Genomic DNA, 19,432 nt, shown 5'->3' with positions numbered 1-19,432 from the left:
TTCAATAGAATTCATTGGTTTCCTTATATAAATATTTAATTTTATTAAATTTTAGCATAAGTAAAATTAATAATGAATAAAACTTATTCAACATTATGATTGTACAAATCATCTATTATTTCTTTAGTTAAGTTGCTTGGGTTACCAATAGTGCTAATTTTGCCATTTTTTATAGCAATAAATTTATTAAAATTGTTTTTAACAAGTGTCAAATCATGAATGTTAACTAAAATTGTTATATTTTTAGTTTCATTTAATGTTTTTAAAATTTTAATTACTTCTTGAGCATTTTTTAAATCTAAATTTGAAGTTGGTTCATCTGCTAAAATAAGATTAACTTCTTGCAATAAAAGTTTGGCGATTTCTACTCTTTTTTGTTGTCCTCCACTTAATTCAGATATTCTTGTAAAAGCTTTATCAAAGATATTTAAATTATCTAAAGTTGAATAAATTTCTTCTTTTTGGATTTTGGTTAAAATTTTAAAAAATTGATAAAAAAAGTTTTTGAATTTTGTATATGTTCTTAATATACTTTCATAAACATTTTCAATACTGATTAAATTTGTGCTTTGACTTAAAAAACCAATTTTATTTAATATTTTTTTAAATTCTTTCTTAGAATATTTTTCTAAAGATTTTTCATTATAAAAAATGTCACCTTTTTTTATTTTTAATTGATTTAAAATAGCATTAAAAATAGAAGATTTTCCTGCTCCAGATTCACCAATAATTGCAACCATTTCCCCTTCATTAATGCTAAAATTCACATTTCGAAGAATTAAATCATTACTATTTTTATAAGTCGCAAAAACGTTTTTAAATTCAATTATTTTTTTAATCATTACTTTCATTTATTTTACACAATTGCAATAAAAAACATGCAAATATTGCACGTTTTAGTTTATTAAAATTGATAATCAATTTTTAAGTCTTTTAGCATTCTAATAGCAGTCTCTTTAATTTCTAGAGAATAATTATCAAATTCTTTTTGTTGAATTCTATTTAATTCAATTTTTGGTAAATGTTTATAGCCATTTCTTCCTAAAATTACTGGAAGACCAAAATAAATTCCTTTAGCTTTATAATCATTAGTTAATTCTACTCCTAATGAATAAACTGCTTGAGTATCATAAATAATAGCACTTGTAATTTCTGCTAAAGATTCACCTATACCAAAATTAGTAATTCCTTTATTTGAAATGATTACAAATGCTTCATTTTTAACATCTTCTAAAAGTTGGTTTAAGTAATTTTTTTCAATTAATTTATTTTCTAAAAAATCATTTAATGAGCTAAAACCAACTCTTATTTTTTCATAAGGAACAATGCAACGTGATCCGTGTTCTCCAATAACAAAGCCATTAATGGAACTAGCCTTAACATTTAATTTAGAAGATAAGAATTTTTTCATTCTTGCTGTTTCAAGAATAGTACCTGAACTTATTACTTTATTAGCATCAAATTTTGTTACTTGTTTATAAATACAAGCCATTAAATCAACGGGATTACTTGCAATAATTGTAATTCCTTGAAATCCAGATTTTTTAATATTTTCGGCAATTTCTTTTATTAATTTTGCATTATCATTTAAAAGTTCCATTCGGTCTTCTAATTTATCGTTTTTTGGCTTTACAGAAGCTGTTATTACAACAATTTTTGCATCTTTTAAATCATTATATGAACCAGAGCAAAAAACTGATCCATTACTTGCCATAGCACATGCGGCGTCATTTAAATCTTTTGCTTGTGCTTCTGAATATGGCTGAAAGGCATCAATTAAAATATAATTTGCCTCGAAGTTTCTATTTAAACAAGCATATAAAAATGTACTACCAACAGCACCAACCCCTACTATTCCAATTTTAGTCATTATCTTTACCTCCTGAAATATCTTTTAATTCTTTCATTAAAGCAACATTATAAGAATTATGTACTTCATTAATAAAAGGATTAAATCCAAATAGGTATGCCGACATAATAGAAGCTCTATGAATAAAAGTAACTATTCATCCTAATGTCTCATCATTATCATCAGCAATATTAACTTTAATATTTGGTATTTTATAAAGAATAACATGATTTTCTATTATAGTATTGCCAATCGCATTAGCAATTTTATTATAGGTTAAATTAGAATATTGATTATAAATATAATCTTCTGGATCACTATAATAAGCTACACGGTAATCATATTTAGGTTTATTGATAATAATATTTGTTTCAAAACATTTAAACTCATTACCAATCAAAGATTCCCCAAAAGTTTTGATATCAGAACTTTGTAAATTTAAAATAGGTAAAATCCCTCTTTTATTTTTAACAGAACTTTCAGCAAGATACATTTTAAAAAGTTCTCCTAAATGATAAAAACTATTGCCAAAAACATTTATCGATTCAAGGTTGTATTTATTATCATGAAGAATCTTTCTTGCTACTGCATAAGCATAAGCAGAGTTAATATCTAAATTATCTTTTGAATAAACTTGATTAGCATTAGCAGCTCCATTTAGAAATTTATCAATATCTATATTCGCACATGCTAGCGGAAATAAAGTAGCAGCTGAGAATGAAAAGTATTTTTCGGTAGAATTATCAAAAATAATAAAGTGTTGGTATCCTTTATCTTTTACTAATGTAAATAATTTTCCATAATTATTATTAGTTGACACATAAATATATTTAGCAGCATTGGTTTTACCTAGCTTATTTTCAAGAATATGTCTAATTTCATTAAATAAAATTAAAGTTTCAGCGTTTTCTCCACTTTGGGAAATTACATTAATAGCAAAACTCTTATTATCTAGGTAACTAGCTAATTGAGCAATATCTCGACCATTAATATTTTCGTTTACATATAAGATTTCTAATTTGGCATCATTTGATTTAAGCCCACTAGCAAGTTCTATTAAAGATTCAGATTGCAAACAAATGTGTTTAGATGCAATTACAACTAAAACTTCTACATTGCTTTCAATTAATTGCTTGGAGATTTTTTTTATTTTTGAATAATCATCCTTGGTAATGCTTTTGTATGGATCTTTAAATCCAAAAAATTCATGACCTTCAATGTCATATTTTTCAATTTTCTTTGCAATTTCCGTTATTTCATTTTGATATTTTTTCAATGCTTCTTGTTTTAAGGCGTAGTTTATATCTAAAAGAATTTTATTTACCATATCTTAATCCTTTATTAGTAAAATCAAGCAAAGCTTCAAAATTGGTATTATCCTTATCCATTCTAAATGAAAAAGGATTTCTTAATTCCTTAGGATGAATTTTTTTAAAAGAAACAAGATATTCATGATTTGGCATAATATCAATTACTTGAATTTCTTTAATGTCCCCCACTTCAAACATTGACGAAATATCTTTAATAAAGTAGTCTGAAATCTCATTAATATTTAAATGACATTTTTCGTTATCTTTTGTAATTAAGATAATAACATTCTTTCAAACTTTAACTACTTTTGCTTTTATTATTTTTCCAATTTTTATTTGCATATATTAATATTTTAAATAATTATTTAAGATCTAATTTATTAATTTTACTTATAAAGATATTTTGAGAACTATAAATATTCATAGCAGCTGATAATAAAGGTCCTGTAGGACTAAAGAATTCTTTTAATAAATCAGTTTTTATTTTATAAGCAGAAATAAATTTATTCTTATCAGTTTCATTAGCAAATTTTAATGATGATATTACTTCATTTCTTCTTTTTTCTCAATCATCAGCAATTGTTTTTAAAACTTTTGTTACATTTAAAGGATTTTTAGCTAAGTCTTCTAATTCAGCCTTGTGATTGTTAATAATTTTTGCAAATTCATCATAAAAATTATTGTAAAAATTTTTTAAAGGTTTAACTATTTCATCAATATTCGCAATATCTTTAATGTCATCTTGAGTGATGGTTAAATTAACTAATTCATCAGTAAATTTAGATAAAACTTGACTAATAATATCTTTATATTCTTCAATTTGTTTAATAAAAGTACTATCCAAAGGTTTTTTTAGTTTTAATAATTCTTCAGCAGATAAGGTGGGATTATCTTGTCTTAATTTAGCATGTGAAATAATTAAATCAATAAAGGCATAGTAACTAATGTTACTTATTTGCACCATTGCTGATAAAATAAATTCTTTAGTTTCTTTATTTAATTTCAAATCAGTAGTTAATTTTTCTATTGCTTCAAAAGGAGAATTATATGAATTTCAAACTTTTGATTTTAGTTTTCTTTCAGTTAAAATTTCTCTTGTTACAAGTTGCTCTTTTTTTGTTAATAAACCAATTAATTTATCATTTAATCCTTTTTGTTTTAGTAAAAGGGGTAAATTTTTATAATAATTTTTATAACCATTTTCAAATTGCTTTTTAGCCTTATCAATAGTCATTCCTTCACTTGCAATTTCATTAAATACTTGATATGTTTTTAAAGCAATTGGCACTAATTGTTTGATTAAAGAAGAACCAAAGTCAACAAATTTTTGCATTTCTTTATCTCATGCTTCTTTAAAAGCCGCTCTATCTTCTTTATCTAAAAATGCTTCTGATAAATTTTTATTTTGTAATTCTAAAATTTTGTTGGTTAAATTAGTGAAAAAATTAATAATATTAAAGTTGAAAATTGAGTTTCCAGCAATCTTTTTATATTCTTCTAATTCTTTATCAAAAATGCTTGACAAATCTTTAAATGTTTCTAAAAATTTATTAGTCTTTGCCTGAATGTTATCAATTTGAGCTATTTTTGGATTTTTAATAATATTTTTAGAAATTCCACTTAAAAATTTATAGATGAAATTATCACCCATTAATAGATTCTTTATTGACCCCATAAAGTCGTCTTTAGGGTTCTGTTTAGCATATTCCTCCATAATTTGTTCTATTGAAAAATCAGGATTAGTTTCTTTTATTTTTAGTATTTTTGGTAATTTATTAATTGTTGAGGTTACAAGTGTAGAAATCATATTATTAATGTTTTTAAATACAAGTTCATTTAAATCATTTGATAAATTTAATTTTTCTAGTAATTCCTTAACTTTTTCATAAATGGTGGGAATAATGTTATTTATATCATGTAAAAGTCCCCCATCTTCTTGAACATCCTTTTTATTTAAATTTAAAATTCATGCTTCTAAAACTTTGTAAATTTCTTTATCATTTTTTAATTTTCCATAAATGCTTTTTTGTGAAGTTAAAAGTCGAGTTTTAGTTTCATCTTTTAAATCATAATTAGCTACTATATTTGGCAATTGTTTAACTATATCAGAGTAAGCATTATTTCATTCTACTAATGCTTTGGTTTTTCAAAAATCAAGTGTGGTAGCCATAAAACCACTAATATTAATAGTTTTACTTTGACTTACTTTATTAGTTTGTTTATCTTTTAGTTTAAAAGTAAGAGTAACAACGTTTTTTGTTTCATAACTAAAAGTTGCTTCAACAACTTCAAATTTATTTTTGTCATAATTTGAAAAAGTAATATCACTAATACTCTTAATACTTGTTGCTAATTTATTTTCTTTATTTAAAACATCAGCAGTAATTGATTTTAGGTTATCTTCTAAAGAAGTATCAACTTTGTCCTTTTTGTCACATTTTGAAGATATTAAACTAGGTGTTATAATGCTTGCAATGCTAACCATGCTAAGCATTATTTTTAAATTTTTTTTCATATTTTTCTCCTCATTATTTTTGTTTAATATATATAAAATTATATTTACAATCAAAAAAAATAAAGAAATTAGGTTTTTCTTATAGTTATAATTAACATAAAACAAGTAGGATAAATTATGAAAAAAATCAATCATTTATTGCAATTAATAACTTTTACACCAATCCCATTTTGCCTAGTGTCATGTACTAGCTATTTGAATTTTTCAGTTAATGCTCCTTGAGATAAAAATTTAGATCCTAGTTTTTTTACTGAAATAGTTAAGGAATATAACAAATTAAAAAATGAAAATGAAGTAACTAAGAAATGAAAAAATGAAAATGCCAATGTTTCATTTATTGAAGAAAATAATGATATTGCTCAAAATATAATTAAAGGTGCTAGTGATATTGGCGTTATGACTAGTTATCTTTTTAACTCATCAAGTCATAAAAAAAATCTAATACCAATACTCCAAACATTAACTCATGCATTTAAATTTGATAAATTTTTTTCAAAATATAAAAATGGATTATCTAATGATCCACTTGTTGAAATTGCAAAAAAAGCAGAAGAAATGTTTAATAGAAAAAAATTTAGTGATTGAGACAAAAAAGAATATGAATGAGACGGATCAAAATATAAATATTTCTATGACGAAAAAAGTCTTGTCGATTTTTATCGTGGGTTAGTGATGATAAGAGGCAATGAAAAAATATTAAAAGAAATTAAAAAAGCTTGAGAAAATAAAGATTGAAATACTTTTAGAAATTTTGGAATTGTAACTGGTAAAAAAACTAGTGGTAGCAAATATATTTTACAGCAAGCACTTTTCAAAAAGCACTTTAATAAAGAAGGAAATCGCTTTACTTCTTTTGAAGAAGATAGACTAAATCATAAAGACAAATATAAAGAAGGAAGAGCAAGAGACATAGGAAAAGGTGAATTAAAGAATTATCATATTATGTTTGATGATTTAGGTTCATTTGCATATACTAACAATCAAAAAAATAATAAAAAACTTGATTATTATAGTCCTGAAAATAAAGAAGAAAAAATTGAATTCTTAACAGTTACTGAACCTCTTAAATATAATGTTTTTGTAGCTTCAAAATTTTTAAATGAAATAAAAAGAAAATTGCTGGCTAAAGCAATATATAATGTTTGAAAAAATAATTTAGATTCATATGGACCTAGAGTCGGTTTTAATGGTTATAGAATAATTCAAAATCCAGATTTAGAGGTAATAAAACCATATGAAGATTTAGGAATATAAATGTCTAATAAAATAAAGCTAACTTATGGAATTTTTAAAGAAAAAATATCAAATAAAAATTTAAATATTAAGGGGAATATTAAAATAGGGTGAAAAGTTGTATTTTGATTTTTCATTATTGGAATTTTATTATTTTTTATTAGCAATATCAATTTTAGATTTGCAAAATATGGCTTTAATTTATTTTGAGAAAATATAGGCAAATTTTTTAATATTTCCAATCAAAGTTTGCTTTATGGTAAGCAAAATCTTTTTGCTTTGTCATTTTCATTTTTATTTTACAGTATCAAAATTACTTTTTTAGGGACTGCTATTGGAGTTATTTTGGCTTTTATAACTTCATATTTTTCAAATTACAAAATGGTAAATAAATATATAGCAGGATTATTTAAAATAATAACGACTTTTTTAAGGATTTTACCCGAGCTTATATTTATATACATTTTTAGCATTTCTTTTGATAAAACTTTAGCCATAACTTTAATTCTTAGTTGGTTTACTTGACTTTGACTTCATGAATATTTTTCTCAAGCAATTGAAAACATTGATTTTAGTATTTTTTATCATTTAACAAAAATAAAAAAATCAAAATTTATGGCTTTTTATGAAGAAATTTGACCACAAATAAAAATGAAATTTACTAATTATATTTTTTATGCTTTTGAATCTAACTTAAGGTGAAACTCTATTTTATCTAAATTAGGATTTTTAGGAATTGGAATTTTGTTAAATGTACCAGAACTTGGTTCCCAACATTATTCAAATTTATTTATTCCACTTTTTGTTTTAATTTCTTTTTTATTTTTGTTAGAAATAATTCATATTGGTTATACTGAATTATTTTTAGAAACCAAAACCTTAAAAATAAAAACTAAAGAATATGAAAAAAATAATTTAATAAAAAAAGTAATAAAAGTTCTTATATTTACACTTTTTATTACTTTGATAGCATTATCTATTAAATTACTAATTGGACAAAAATATTACAAAATTGCAGGATGACAAGAATTTAAAAATTTTTTTAATCCAAATTGAAATGATTTACACACAAAAACATACAATGACAATAATATTTTTAAAATTATTATTGAATTCATTAGTTTAATAACTATAAGTACAATTTTTACTTATATTATTAGTTTTTTAAAACTATTTTTTATTAATAACAAAATTAACAACAAAAACATTTCTTTATTTTTAAAATTTATTAATACTTTTATTAGAGGTGTTCCAATTATTGTTTTATTCTTTATTTTCAATCCTATTTTTATTGGAAATCCTATTAGCTTTGTAATAGCATTTAGTATTCACAGTGCTTCAAGTTTAGTAAGAAATTTAGAAAATTCAATAAACAAAATCGATCAACAAAAAATAAATAATTTAACCAAACAAGGTTGAAGTAAATGAAAAATATATAACAAATTCATTGTTCCTACAATAAAATTGGACTTTATTACTTTTATTACTTTTGAAATTGAGAAAATAACAAGAAACTTTATTTCATATGGAATTTACGCCTCTTGCTTATTGGGAATTAAGTCCACTTTATCAATTTCTAGAGAAATGTCAGATATAGCTTCATATTTATGAATTGGAGTAATTTTAATTGCAATTACTAATTTAATTTCATATTCAATTAGATATAAAGTTACAAATAATTATTCATTTTTTAATGGTTTTGTATCGCTTTTTAATAAAAAAAGAGTCATTAACCCTTTTTAATTTTTTCATATGCTAGTCTAGCTATCATCATAGCATTATCAGTTGTATATTCTAATTTTGGCAAGTATACATTTTTATGTAATTTTAAAAACATTTCTCGAATTGCTTTGTTTGCTGAAACTCCACCAATTAAAGCAACGCATTTTGGTTTATATATATTAATTGCTTTTACCATATGTTCTTTTAAATAAGCAACAATAGTATTTTGAAACTCAGTTGCAATTTTATTTATATTAATTTTTTCTTTTCTGTTCAAACTTGTATTAATTAAATTAATAACATGTGTTTTTATGCCACTAAAAGAAAAATCCAATTCTTTACTAGTTTTTGGAATAGTAAAAATTTCTTGATATTTATTTTTATTTTTTTCTCAAATTTGATCAATTAAAGGCCCGCCCGGAAATCCTAAATTAAGTTTTCTAGCAACTTTATCATATACTTCACCAACAGCATCATCTTGAGTTTCACCTAATAATACATAATTATTTTTTGAAGAATATAACATTAATTGAGAATGCCCACCCGAAATAAGTAATCCTAATGCAGGATATTCAACTTCTTTTTCAATAAATGCTGAATAAAAATGACCTTCTAAGTGATTTAAATCTAAAATTGGTTTATTGATAATTAAAGCAATGCTATTTGCTACTACATAACCTACATGAAGTGAACCTATTAGTCCTGGTTCTTTAGTATATGCGATATAATCAATACTATTTATATTAATTTGTTTTTTTAATTCTTCTATAAGCAAACCAATATTTTTTACATGCAATCTTGAAGCAATTTCAGGAACTGTTCCACCATATTTTTTGTGAACTTCAGTTTGACTAAATGTTTTCATCCATATTGATTTATTATCTTTTAGCAAGGCAAAAGAAGTATCATCATGTGAACTTTCAATGGCAAATATTAGCATTTTATACCTCCAATTTGAGGTTCGTGCAAATAGCAAAGTTCTATATCCATTGGATTTTTAACTTCTCTAAATATCTTTAAAAATTGACTAACATTATTTTCAAACAATTGGTAATTAAAAATATCATAGTCATTTTTGTTTTCTTCAATAGTTGAAATTATTTTTTTATTACTAAATTTGATTTTGTAAACACTATATTTGTTTGCTTTAATTTTGATTTCTGATTTCGAATTTTTACTTAATTCAAGTTGTTTTTTAAAAAGTAAATAGGTTTCACAAACATATAATTTAATATTAGATAATTGAGAAATAGTTCTCGCAAATAAAAATCCTATTCTTGCACCACTAAAGCTACCTGGACCCAACGTTGTATAAATATCTGTTAATTCATTAATTGAAACATTAATATTTTTAAAAAGGATATTTATATTTTCAAATAACACATCTGTTTTTTTTACTAAAGAAGGTATATTAATTTTATTGATTACTTTATCATTCTTATCAATTAAACATAAATATAAATTATCTAAACTCGTTTCTAGAAACATTTTCATTATTTAACCCCATTAATAATCTCAAAAATGTGATTTTGATTCTTATCAAAAAAAACATTTATTTCTAAATAATTTTTAAAATTATGTTTAATATTATTTGCTCATTCAATTGCAACTAATTTATTCTCAAAATAATCCTCATAAGCGAACAAATCACCTTTTAATTTATATGCATCTATATGAACTAATTTATCGTAAACTAAAATAGTATTAAAAGTTGGTGAAATAACAGCTTTTTTCTCACCAAGTTTTTTTGCTAGTTGCGCTACCAAGGTTGTTTTACCTGCGCCAAGTTCTCCATTAAGTAAAATTGCTTCAGGATTTTTTTGAATTATAAAACTAACTAACTTATCCAATGGTTCATTAGTTTTAAAAATAAATTTCATATTTTTTATTCTCTAAAATTTAATGTGGCAAATTGTTTCCGGATGTTTATCAACATAATCTTGATGGTATTCCTCTGCCAAATAAAAGTTTTGTAATTTCATAATTTCTGTTGCAATTTGACCTTTTATATTTTTAGCAAGATAAGATATAGTTTTCTCTAAAGTTTCTTTATCTTCTTCATTTACATAATAAAAACCATTACGATATTGTCTGCCATAATCGGGTCCTTGATAATCCTTAGCAGTTGGATCAATTACTGAAAATATTTTTTCGACTATTGTTTCTAATTTTAAAAAGTTTTCATCATAAATAACTTCTACTGCTTCTACGGCGTCAGTAACATGCGCTTTCACCAATTCATATGATGGATTTTTAATTTTAGAATTAGCATACCCTACTTGAGTTTTAATTACACCATTAATTTTTTTAAGATAAGCTTGGACACCTCAAAAACATCCACCAGCTACATATATTTTTTTACTCATTTTTGTCTCCTATAAATTTTTATATTTCCTCATCATATTCATATCTAACTTCATATTTTGTTTTATATTTTATATAGTTTAAATCATTGCCATTATTGTTTTCATCACTGAATTTTCTCTTGATATATATTTTTCATAGCATAATAATTAAATTTATTACGCATATAACTATTGATATTCCTCAAAATAAATTAAATCTTATAATTTCTATATGCAAAGTTTCAACTAAAAATTTGCGGAAATCTACTAATTTAAAATAAGAAATGATTATCTCAACATAAATAACAATAAAAATCATTGTTATAAAAGCAATTGCATTAATTTTGAAATTAGTAATTATTCACTTTTCAAACTTAAAATTTAGATCATTTACAAAAGTAGAAGAATATTTTCTATTTATTCTATCAATTAATGAATTTAAAAGTAATTGAATAAGAAACAAGATGAACACGGGCAAATATGCCACAATAAATGTAACTATTAACATATTTTTATATTATAAATCAATAAATCTAAAAGGCATAAATTTATACTTACTTGTGACCAAAGGAGGTAATTATGGTCAAAAAAAATCTTGCTGAAATTGCAAAAAACTGAATAGAAATTAAAAAAGAATATGTAAAAACATCTACATATTCTGCTTATTGATTATTAATCAAAAATCATATTATTCCATATTTTGGATTTTTACATCAAATTGAAGAAAATCATATTCAACAATTTGTACTAGATACTATTAAAAAAGGGCTTAAACTTAAAACAATTAGGGATATAGTGATAATTTTAAAAATGATAATTAAATTTGCTGTTAAAAATAATTATTTTGAATATAGAGAAATGAACATTAAATATCCAACCGAAAAAGAAAATAAAAATTTAGAAATTTTAAGTAGAGGAGACGAAAAAATAATTTTAAATTATATTGAAAATAATTTCACTTTTAAAAATTTAGGCATTTATATATGCTTATTAACAGGACTAAGAATTGGAGAAGTTTGTGCCTTGACTTGAAATGATATTGATATTGAAAAAGGTGTCATTTTTGTTTCTAAAACACTGCAAAGAATTTATTCTATTGATGATAATAATAAAAATAGTAAACAAACTAGATTAATTATAGATAAACCCAAAACTAAAAATTCCTATCGAGAGATACCATTATCTTATGAATTATTAAGAATAATCAAATTAGCAATGAAAATTGTTAATAAATCATATTATGTTTTAACTAATAAAGAAAAACCAATTGAACCAAGAACATATAGAAATTATTACAAACGATTAATTAAAAAATTGGGACTTTCTTATATTAAGTTTCATGGTCTTAGACATAGTTTTGCTACTAGATGTATTGAAAGTAATGGGGATTACAAAACAGTTTCTGTCTTATTAGGACATGCTAACATTACTACAACTTTAAATTTATATGTACATCCCAATTTGGAGCAAAAAAGAAAACTAATTAACAAAATGTTTAAATCTATAAAATAAATAAAGGTTGGCACCAGCTAACTTTTTAATTGTAAATAAATTGTCTCTTATGTAAATAAAACAAGAATTTAAATATTTTATGTTCCAGCTTTGAGATTTCGTGAATTTAAGGATAATTGATCTTTAATTTGTTTAAATCAAATATTGAATATTAGTATTAAAAAGAATGGTTTTAAATACACAAAAAAGAATGTATATTCTGTATCAAAAGAATATGGAATTATCAATCAAATAGAATTACTAGGTAGATCTTTTGCTGGCAAAAACCTTTCAAAATATAATATAATTCAAAACAATGATATTGTCTATACTAAAAGCCCTCTTGCAACTTGTCCATTTGGAATAATTAAAGTAAATCGCAAAGATGAAGGAATTGTTTCAACTTTATATGGTGTATTTAAAGCAAAATTAAATTTTTACCCCATCTTCCTAGAATATCTATTTTCATTAGATTCAAGATTGAATAATTATTTAAAGCCTCTAGTTCATATAGGAGCTAAACACACTATGAATATATCTAATTTTAATTTTTTAAAAGGAAGTATTAATACACCAAATTCACTATTAGAACAAATTAAAATTGCCAATTTTTTATCATTAATTGATAAGCAAATTGAATTACAAAATAAAATCATTAAAGAATATAAATTGCTTAAAAAGAAATAAGTAATATTTTTTTTAGTGATAAATTTAAAACAACAAAACTCAAATTATCAGACGTTTTTATTGAACGAAAAGAATATTCAGAAAAAAATAATGATGTAATTCATGCAACTCTTTCTAAAGAAGGAATAGAACCTAAAACCAATAGATATGATAGAGACTTTTTAGTTAAAAATAAGTCTAAAAAATATAAAATAACTAGATTAAATGATATTTGCTATAATCCTGCAAATTTAAAATTTAATGTAATTTGTTTAAATAAATTTGGAGCGGCAATAATATCACCTATATATGTAGTTCTTTATGCAAAGAAAAATTTTAATATTAGATACATTTCTTATTATTTAACAAATACAAAATTTATTAACATGGCTAGAAAGTACGAACAAGGAACGGTTTACGAAAGAACGGCAGTTTCCATTAAAGACTTTTTGAATATTTCTATTTATTTGCCATCTAATGATATTCAAAATGAAATATCTAAATTATTAGAATTTATTGAACATAAATTAATGCTTAATATTGAGTTAAGTAAAAACTTATTACAAGTTAAAAATTATTTCTTACAAAATATTTTTATTTAATTTAAATAAACATTTTAACTAACAAATTGTGTTTAAATTTTAAAAGATTTTTGTGAATGTTTAACATTAGTGAAATTTGATTTTCTAATGAAATACAAATATTTGAGTATTTGCTTTGATAATAAAAATTGGGTATAGTAAATTTTGTTTTTATTAATTCTTTATAATCTATTTCAAAATTGCGCCTTGTTGATTTCCTAGTTATATATCTTTTAATATTATTTAAATATTTATTTATAAATAGCTTAATAAAAAAACTATTTAAAATTTTTTGATTTATAAAATAGGTTTTATAAACTGGACTACAGCATCCTGTTTCATTTATTGATATTCCGATTTCATCAATTCCTAATCCAAAAATACATGAGTTGGGATCAAATATTATATGTTTATCTAATTGATATTTTATTTTTTCATCCAAAATAAGTTTCAACCCATTTTTCCCAATTGTAAATTGACTATAAACATTGTTATTTACTCTTTTATATTTTTTAAAAATTTGTTGAAAATTGTATTCACTATTTTTTTTATTATTTATAAAAAAATTAAAAATATTGTTTATTATTCCTTTTTTAAGTAATTTATATTCTTTAATGATTTTATTTTGTAATTCAATTTGCTTATCAATTAATGATAAAAAATTGGCAATTTTAGTTTGCTCGTTTAAATTAGGAATAATAATATTCATTTTTTCGAAAAAATGAACTTTATTTAAATTAAATCTAGTTATACCTTGCGCCAAAGGAAAAATTCTTCTTCTTAATAGCGGAGATCGTATCATATATGAAAAATATAATGAATTTAACATTTTTATAGGTCTCATTCCAAAACAAAAACTATTTAAATAACAACTATTTATATTATCCAATAATACAGAAGAAAAAGCTACTTCTTTAGGTGTTTCACTGGATTGTGTTATAAAAATATCACCGCATCTCACTTTATTTTGTTTTTCTAGTTCGTCTATATAAACTTTTTCATTTCTCTTTACATTTATTATTACATTTTCAAAAACATTTAAATAAGTTATATATTCTGAATTACTTTTTTCGGACTTAAAATCCTCGTAATTTTTATCAGATAAAGAATTATATAAAGAAAATATACTAGAAAAATTCGTAAATACATATATGTCTTTAAATTCTGGAAATCTCAAAGCTGGAACATTTGGGATTTTTTTATTAATAATGTTTGTCATAATACCTATTTTTCTATAATTCCCAATTCTTTTAAATAAACTTCTATTTCTTTATCCAATGAATTTTTTTCTTCTTCTAATTTCTTTATATTAGCTAAAACCTCGTGAATATCAATTTCTGGTTCCTCTTCAAATGTATCTACATACCTAGGAATGTTTAAATTATACTCATTTTCTTCTATTTCTTTCAATGTAGCACAATGGGCATATTTATCAACATCTTTTCTTTCTAAATATGTTTTAAAAATTTTTTCAATGTTTTCATCAGTTAAAATATTTTGATTTTTACCCGAGTCAAATTCTCTTGAAGCGTCAATAAATAAAACATTATCATTAGTTTTGCATTTTTTAAATACTAAAATACAAGTCGGAATTTGTGTTCCATAAAATAAATTAGCTGGAAGTCCAATTACTGCATCTAAATAATTTTTATTTTTTATAAGGTATTTTCTAATAACTGCTTCAGAGCCTCCTCTAAATAAAACTCCATGTGGTAAAACAACTGCCATAGTTCCATTATCATCTAATAAGTAAATCATGTGTTGAACAAAAGCATAATCTGCTTTAGATTTAGGTGCTAATTTTCCATAAGCACTAAAACGTTCATCATCTAAAAATTTTTGATCAGCGCTTCATTTAGCCGAGTAAGGTGGGTTTGCTACTACAGCATCAAATCGCATTTTTAAATGATCTTTAGAAGGGTGTTCCAAAGTATCATTATTTACAATGTTAAATCTATCAAATGGGATATGGTGAAGTAACATATTCATTCTAGCTAAGTTAAATGTTGTTGATACCATTTCCTGGCCATAAAATTTACCAATTTTCTTGCTTTCTTTAGCAACACGTAAAAGTAAAGAGCCTGAGCCACAAGTAGGATCATAAACATTTTTTAATTCTTTTTTAGATGCAGTTACTATTTTGGCAATGAGTTTAGAAACTTGTTGAGGAGTATAAAATTCTCCAGCTTTTTTACCAGCGGTTGAAGCAAATTTAGAAATTAAAAATTCATACGCATCACCCAAAACATCAATTTCAACATTATGCATTTCAAAATCTATATCATCAATATTTAGCATTACTTTAGAGATTAATTTTGTTTTATCTTCTTCATATTTTCCTAATTTACTTGAATCTAAATCCATATCTTCAAAAAGATTTATAAAATCCTCTTCAGAATCTTTTCCTAAAATAGAGTTAGATAATTTATTAATTGCATCTTGTAATATTTGTATTAAAAATTTGTTGGTTTTAATAAGATTAATCATTTTCTTTCATAAATATTTAGGTTCAATAATATACCCTATTCCACCCTTGTTAAGCAAATTTTCACTTAGTTCTTTTTGTACATCTAAATTATTCCAAGCATCCTCATAAGTAATGTTATCCTCTGACAATATTTCATTAACTTTACTTTCCAAATTATCCGACAAAAAGCGATAAAAGATTAATCCAAGAATATAATTCTTGAATTCAATCGCCTCCATATTGCCTCTTAAATCGTTAGCTATATCTCATAATCTTTTATGAAGTTCACTTTGTTGATTTTTTTGTTTTTCTTCAGTTGGCATAATTTTTCCTTTATTTATTACATATATTTATTAACCACGTATTTTATAAATTCAATTATTTCATTTCTCATTGATTTTCTTGCTGTAAACATTGCTAATTCATTGTGTTTTTCTTTGTATTCTTTTACTTTAGGATTGTTTTTAAGATCTTTCTCTATTTTAATTATGTCTACATCATTATAGTATTCATAATAAGAGATATAACTATTCAAAGTTTCATAATTTAACCCAAATTCTATTGCCTTATTTTTAATTTCTATTTCTCGAGATTCATTTTCAAGTTTAAGATACTCTTCTCAGGCGCTTACATGTCTATCTAAAGTTGGCATAATTTTAATAACAAAATCTTTAATTAAATTTGACTTTAATCTCAATGATTCGGTTGATGGTTTATCGAGAATATTAAGAATATCTTGAATTTTTTCTTTATTTCCTTTAATTAGTTCTTGTTGATTTGATGAAATCATGGTTTTTATATATTCAACATCAATTTTGTCGTTTTTAAGCAATTCAATACAAAAGTCAATATCATCTACTATTGAAACTTGATCAGATTTTTTTTGTTTAGTAATTTCTCTCGATACAGATTCATATTTTCCTGCATAATCTTGATATTCTTGTTCTGTAATTCCAGCATTTGCTTTTTCTAAATCAAATTCAGTGAAATTGCTTAATTTGCTTTTTAGTTTTAAAACATCTCTAAAAGACAAAATAAATGATTTTAATCTATTCATTTCGTCACCTAAATAAACATCATTGGCTGAAGAAAACAAACTTTTTAGTTTTAAAATGGCAAGTTTAAAATCTTCTAAATATTCTTCATATTCTTTTGCAAGAACACTATTTGTTGAATTTTCTTTTGAAAAAAGTTTTACTGCTTCATCAACATCTTTTTTTGTAGTTTGATAACAAACTATATTTCCTCAAGTTTTATTTTGGTCATAAACACGATTAGTTCTTGAAAAAGTTTGTATTAAATTATGATTTTTTAATCTTTTATCGATATAAATTGTGTTTAAACATTTTGCATCAAATCCTGTTAAAAACATTCCAACAACCAATACTATATCAATTTGTCCATTTTTTATTTTTTTAGAAATATCTTGAAAATAATTTGAAAAAATTTCAGTTGAAAAATTTGTTTTATAAATTTGATTGTAATCTTTTATTATTCTCTCTAAAGATTCTCTTGAATGTTCATCTCGACCTTCTAAATCCTCATTTTGACCATAAGTAAAAATAGCTCCGATTTTAAGATTATGATTTTCTTTTTTAAACAAGTCATAATATTTAATAAGCATTTTAATGTTTTTAATTGCAAAAAGAGCATTGAATGTTCTATTTTTTGTTTTAATATCATGAATATCTAAAATATTTCTTACAATCTTTTTTAATCTTTCTGTTTTTTCGATTACTTCATCTCTATTAATATCATCAACTTCTTTATCATCGCTTTTATCTCAAGTAGGATTTAGTTTAACTGTTTTCACATAATCAACACTAAAACCCAAAACATTGCCGTCGGCGATAGCATCTTTAATTAAATAATTATGCAAACAATCTTCAAAAATATCCTTTGTTGTTCTATCATCGGGATTTTTGTTTTCTTCAAAAATTGGTGTTCCAGTAAAACCAAAATATTGAGCATTTGGAAATTTTTTACTAATTTCCTTATGCATTTCACCAAATTGTGATCTATGGCATTCATCAATAATAAAAATTACTCTTTTATTTAAATAAGAAGATATTATTGCATTTTTATCTAATTTACAAGCTTTCGACATTTTTTGAATTGTTGTTAGTATTATTTTTGAATCAGATTTTTTTAGCATTGATAATAATTTTTTAGTTGTATCAGTTTGGTCAACTGAATCTTTTTGAAAACTATTAAACTCAGTTAATGTTTGTGAATCCAAATCCCGTCTATCAACTAAAAAAATAACTTTATCTATTTCTGCTTCATTTGATAAAAGTTGGCTTAATTTAAAAGAAGTTAATGTTTTACCAGAACCAGTTGTGTGTCATACATAAGCATTATTTCTAGTTTCAGTTGCTCTATTTATCAAAGCTTCTACAGCATGAACTTGATAAGGGCGCATAATTAATAATGCGGGATTACCATTTTTATCTTTTTCAATCAATATCATGTATCTTGCAATCATTTTAGCAACATGACATTTATTTAAGAACGAAGTTTGAAATTCTTTTAAATCACTTATTCTTTTATTCTCTTTATCACTTCAATAAAAAGTGAAAGATTCTTTTAAATCATTATTATTAGCGAAATATTTTGTGTCTATTCCATTAGAAATAACAAAAAACTGAATGAAAGAGAAAAGTCCTTTTGTTAATGAAGTTCTTTTATATCTAGCGATTTGTCTAAAGGCCTCAATAAAATCTACACCTCTTCTCTTAAGTTCAATCTGTACTAAAGGAAGACCATTTATTAATAAAGTAACATCATATCTATTAGTATAATTGCCGTTATCATTAGTTATTTGATGAGCTACTTGAAAAATATTTTTACATCACTCATTTTTATTAAATAATTCTATACGAGCTTTACTATGATCTTCTCGCTCTATAAGAAAAGTATTCCTTAAAATCTTAGATGATTCAAAAATAGATTTTCCACTAATTTTATTCATTACTTGTTCAAATTCTTTATCTGATAAGTCTTTACTTTTTAGCTCATTTTTGTTATGAATATTTAGTTGTCTTCTAAAGTTAATTTTCAATTCATCTAAATTACTTATATCAACTTTCTCATAACCATCATCTATTAATTGCCTTATTAAATTGTTTTCCAATTCTTGCTCATGTTGATAACTTGGCATATTATTTCCTTTAAACTATCTTAAATATTATTAATAATATTTTAACATTTTTACAAATAAAGAAGGGATTTAACTCTACTAAAATCAACATAA

The 19,432-nt window shown here is 23.4% G+C and carries 18 protein-coding genes; 5 read left to right on the top strand and 13 right to left on the bottom strand.

Going from position 1 to position 19,432, the window contains the following annotated elements:
- Positions 1 to 83: 83 nt before the first annotated feature.
- The 5 genes from ACLFP3_RS00980 to ACLFP3_RS00960 all read right to left on the bottom strand — a co-directional run bounded on the left by ACLFP3_RS00980 (position 84) and on the right by ACLFP3_RS00960 (position 5,674).
- Entirely contained in the window at positions 84 to 842 is a 759-nt protein-coding gene (locus ACLFP3_RS00980; RefSeq protein WP_412031739.1) for an ATP-binding cassette domain-containing protein, read from the bottom strand.
- 62 nt (positions 843 to 904) lie between these two features.
- Positions 905 to 1,870 carry a lactate/malate family dehydrogenase gene (locus tag ACLFP3_RS00975; RefSeq protein ID WP_412031738.1) on the bottom strand — a complete coding sequence of 322 codons (966 nt, stop codon included), beginning with the start codon at positions 1,868 to 1,870 and terminating at the stop codon, positions 905 to 907.
- Entirely contained in the window at positions 1,863 to 3,176 is a 1,314-nt protein-coding gene (locus tag ACLFP3_RS00970) for a glucose-6-phosphate isomerase (RefSeq protein ID WP_412031737.1), read from the bottom strand. The genes ACLFP3_RS00975 and ACLFP3_RS00970 overlap by 8 nt, the downstream gene beginning before the upstream one ends.
- The gene (locus ACLFP3_RS00965) at positions 3,166 to 3,501 is read right to left on the bottom strand and encodes a hypothetical protein (RefSeq protein ID WP_412031736.1); all 336 of its coding nucleotides are present in this window, start codon (positions 3,499 to 3,501) and stop codon (positions 3,166 to 3,168) included. Before ACLFP3_RS00965 ends, ACLFP3_RS00970 begins: the two co-directional genes overlap by 11 nt.
- Before the next feature lie 19 nt (positions 3,502 to 3,520).
- Positions 3,521 to 5,674 (bottom strand): hypothetical protein, encoded by a 2,154-nt coding sequence (locus ACLFP3_RS00960; RefSeq protein WP_412031735.1) that lies wholly within the window; start codon positions 5,672 to 5,674, stop codon positions 3,521 to 3,523.
- A 117-nt stretch (positions 5,675 to 5,791) separates the two neighbouring features.
- Here ACLFP3_RS00960 and cypl point away from each other — a divergent pair, with 117 nt between their 5' ends.
- Complete coding sequence (gene cypl, locus ACLFP3_RS00955) at positions 5,792 to 6,928, top strand: ABC transporter thiamine pyrophosphate-binding lipoprotein p37/Cypl (RefSeq protein ID WP_412031734.1); 1,137 nt, start codon at positions 5,792 to 5,794, stop codon at positions 6,926 to 6,928.
- On the top strand, positions 6,929 to 8,650 hold the full coding sequence (locus ACLFP3_RS00950; protein ID WP_412031733.1) for an ABC transporter permease subunit: 1,722 nt from the start codon (positions 6,929 to 6,931) through the stop codon (positions 8,648 to 8,650). It abuts the gene before it with no gap.
- Here ACLFP3_RS00950 and tsaD read toward each other — a convergent pair.
- From tsaD to ACLFP3_RS00925, 5 genes are read right to left on the bottom strand one after another with little or no spacing between them, the layout of a single operon-like run.
- Complete coding sequence (gene tsaD, locus ACLFP3_RS00945; RefSeq protein ID WP_412031732.1) at positions 8,637 to 9,569, bottom strand: tRNA (adenosine(37)-N6)-threonylcarbamoyltransferase complex transferase subunit TsaD; 933 nt, start codon at positions 9,567 to 9,569, stop codon at positions 8,637 to 8,639. The genes ACLFP3_RS00950 and tsaD overlap by 14 nt on opposite strands.
- Complete coding sequence (gene tsaB / locus ACLFP3_RS00940) at positions 9,563 to 10,123, bottom strand: tRNA (adenosine(37)-N6)-threonylcarbamoyltransferase complex dimerization subunit type 1 TsaB (protein ID WP_412031731.1); 561 nt, start codon at positions 10,121 to 10,123, stop codon at positions 9,563 to 9,565. Before tsaB ends, tsaD begins: the two co-directional genes overlap by 7 nt.
- On the bottom strand, positions 10,123 to 10,509 hold the full coding sequence (gene tsaE, locus ACLFP3_RS00935) for a tRNA (adenosine(37)-N6)-threonylcarbamoyltransferase complex ATPase subunit type 1 TsaE (protein ID WP_412031730.1): 387 nt from the start codon (positions 10,507 to 10,509) through the stop codon (positions 10,123 to 10,125). The genes tsaB and tsaE overlap by 1 nt, the downstream gene beginning before the upstream one ends.
- Positions 10,510 to 10,521: 12 nt before the next feature.
- Positions 10,522 to 10,995: a peptide-methionine (S)-S-oxide reductase MsrA gene (msrA, locus tag ACLFP3_RS00930; RefSeq protein ID WP_412031729.1), complete on the bottom strand. Its 474-nt coding sequence runs from the start codon at positions 10,993 to 10,995 to the stop codon at positions 10,522 to 10,524.
- 19 nt (positions 10,996 to 11,014) lie between these two features.
- A complete protein-coding gene (locus tag ACLFP3_RS00925; RefSeq protein WP_412031728.1) occupies positions 11,015 to 11,482 on the bottom strand; it encodes a hypothetical protein in 468 nt (155 codons plus the stop codon).
- Between the two features lie 71 nt (positions 11,483 to 11,553).
- Here ACLFP3_RS00925 and ACLFP3_RS00920 point away from each other — a divergent pair, with 71 nt between their 5' ends.
- From ACLFP3_RS00920 to ACLFP3_RS00910, 3 genes are all read left to right on the top strand, one after another.
- On the top strand, positions 11,554 to 12,486 hold the full coding sequence (locus ACLFP3_RS00920) for a tyrosine-type recombinase/integrase (protein WP_412031727.1): 933 nt from the start codon (positions 11,554 to 11,556) through the stop codon (positions 12,484 to 12,486).
- Between the two features lie 90 nt (positions 12,487 to 12,576).
- A complete protein-coding gene (locus ACLFP3_RS00915; RefSeq protein WP_412031726.1) occupies positions 12,577 to 13,152 on the top strand; it encodes a restriction endonuclease subunit S in 576 nt (191 codons plus the stop codon).
- 365 nt (positions 13,153 to 13,517) lie between these two features.
- Positions 13,518 to 13,733 (top strand): hypothetical protein, encoded by a 216-nt coding sequence (locus ACLFP3_RS00910; protein ID WP_412031725.1) that lies wholly within the window; start codon positions 13,518 to 13,520, stop codon positions 13,731 to 13,733.
- A 1-nt stretch (position 13,734) separates the two neighbouring features.
- Here the strand turns inward: ACLFP3_RS00910 and ACLFP3_RS00905 are convergent, their stop codons facing one another.
- From ACLFP3_RS00905 to ACLFP3_RS00895, 3 genes are read right to left on the bottom strand one after another with little or no spacing between them, the layout of a single operon-like run.
- Positions 13,735 to 14,931: a restriction endonuclease subunit S gene (locus ACLFP3_RS00905; protein WP_412031724.1), complete on the bottom strand. Its 1,197-nt coding sequence runs from the start codon at positions 14,929 to 14,931 to the stop codon at positions 13,735 to 13,737.
- Between the two features lie 5 nt (positions 14,932 to 14,936).
- Positions 14,937 to 16,502, bottom strand: a complete 1,566-nt coding sequence (locus ACLFP3_RS00900; protein WP_412031723.1) for a type I restriction-modification system subunit M — start codon at positions 16,500 to 16,502, stop codon at positions 14,937 to 14,939.
- 17 nt (positions 16,503 to 16,519) lie between these two features.
- On the bottom strand, positions 16,520 to 19,339 hold the full coding sequence (locus ACLFP3_RS00895) for a type I restriction endonuclease subunit R (protein WP_412031722.1): 2,820 nt from the start codon (positions 19,337 to 19,339) through the stop codon (positions 16,520 to 16,522).
- Between the last annotated feature and the right edge of the window lie 93 nt (positions 19,340 to 19,432).

The organism is Metamycoplasma buccale, from assembly GCF_046774455.1.
GTDB lineage: Bacteria > Bacillota_I > Bacilli_A > Mycoplasmatales > Metamycoplasmataceae > Metamycoplasma > Metamycoplasma buccale.
The sequence above is the reverse complement of the archived record's forward strand: the minus strand, read 5'-3'. Positions and strand labels throughout refer to the sequence as shown.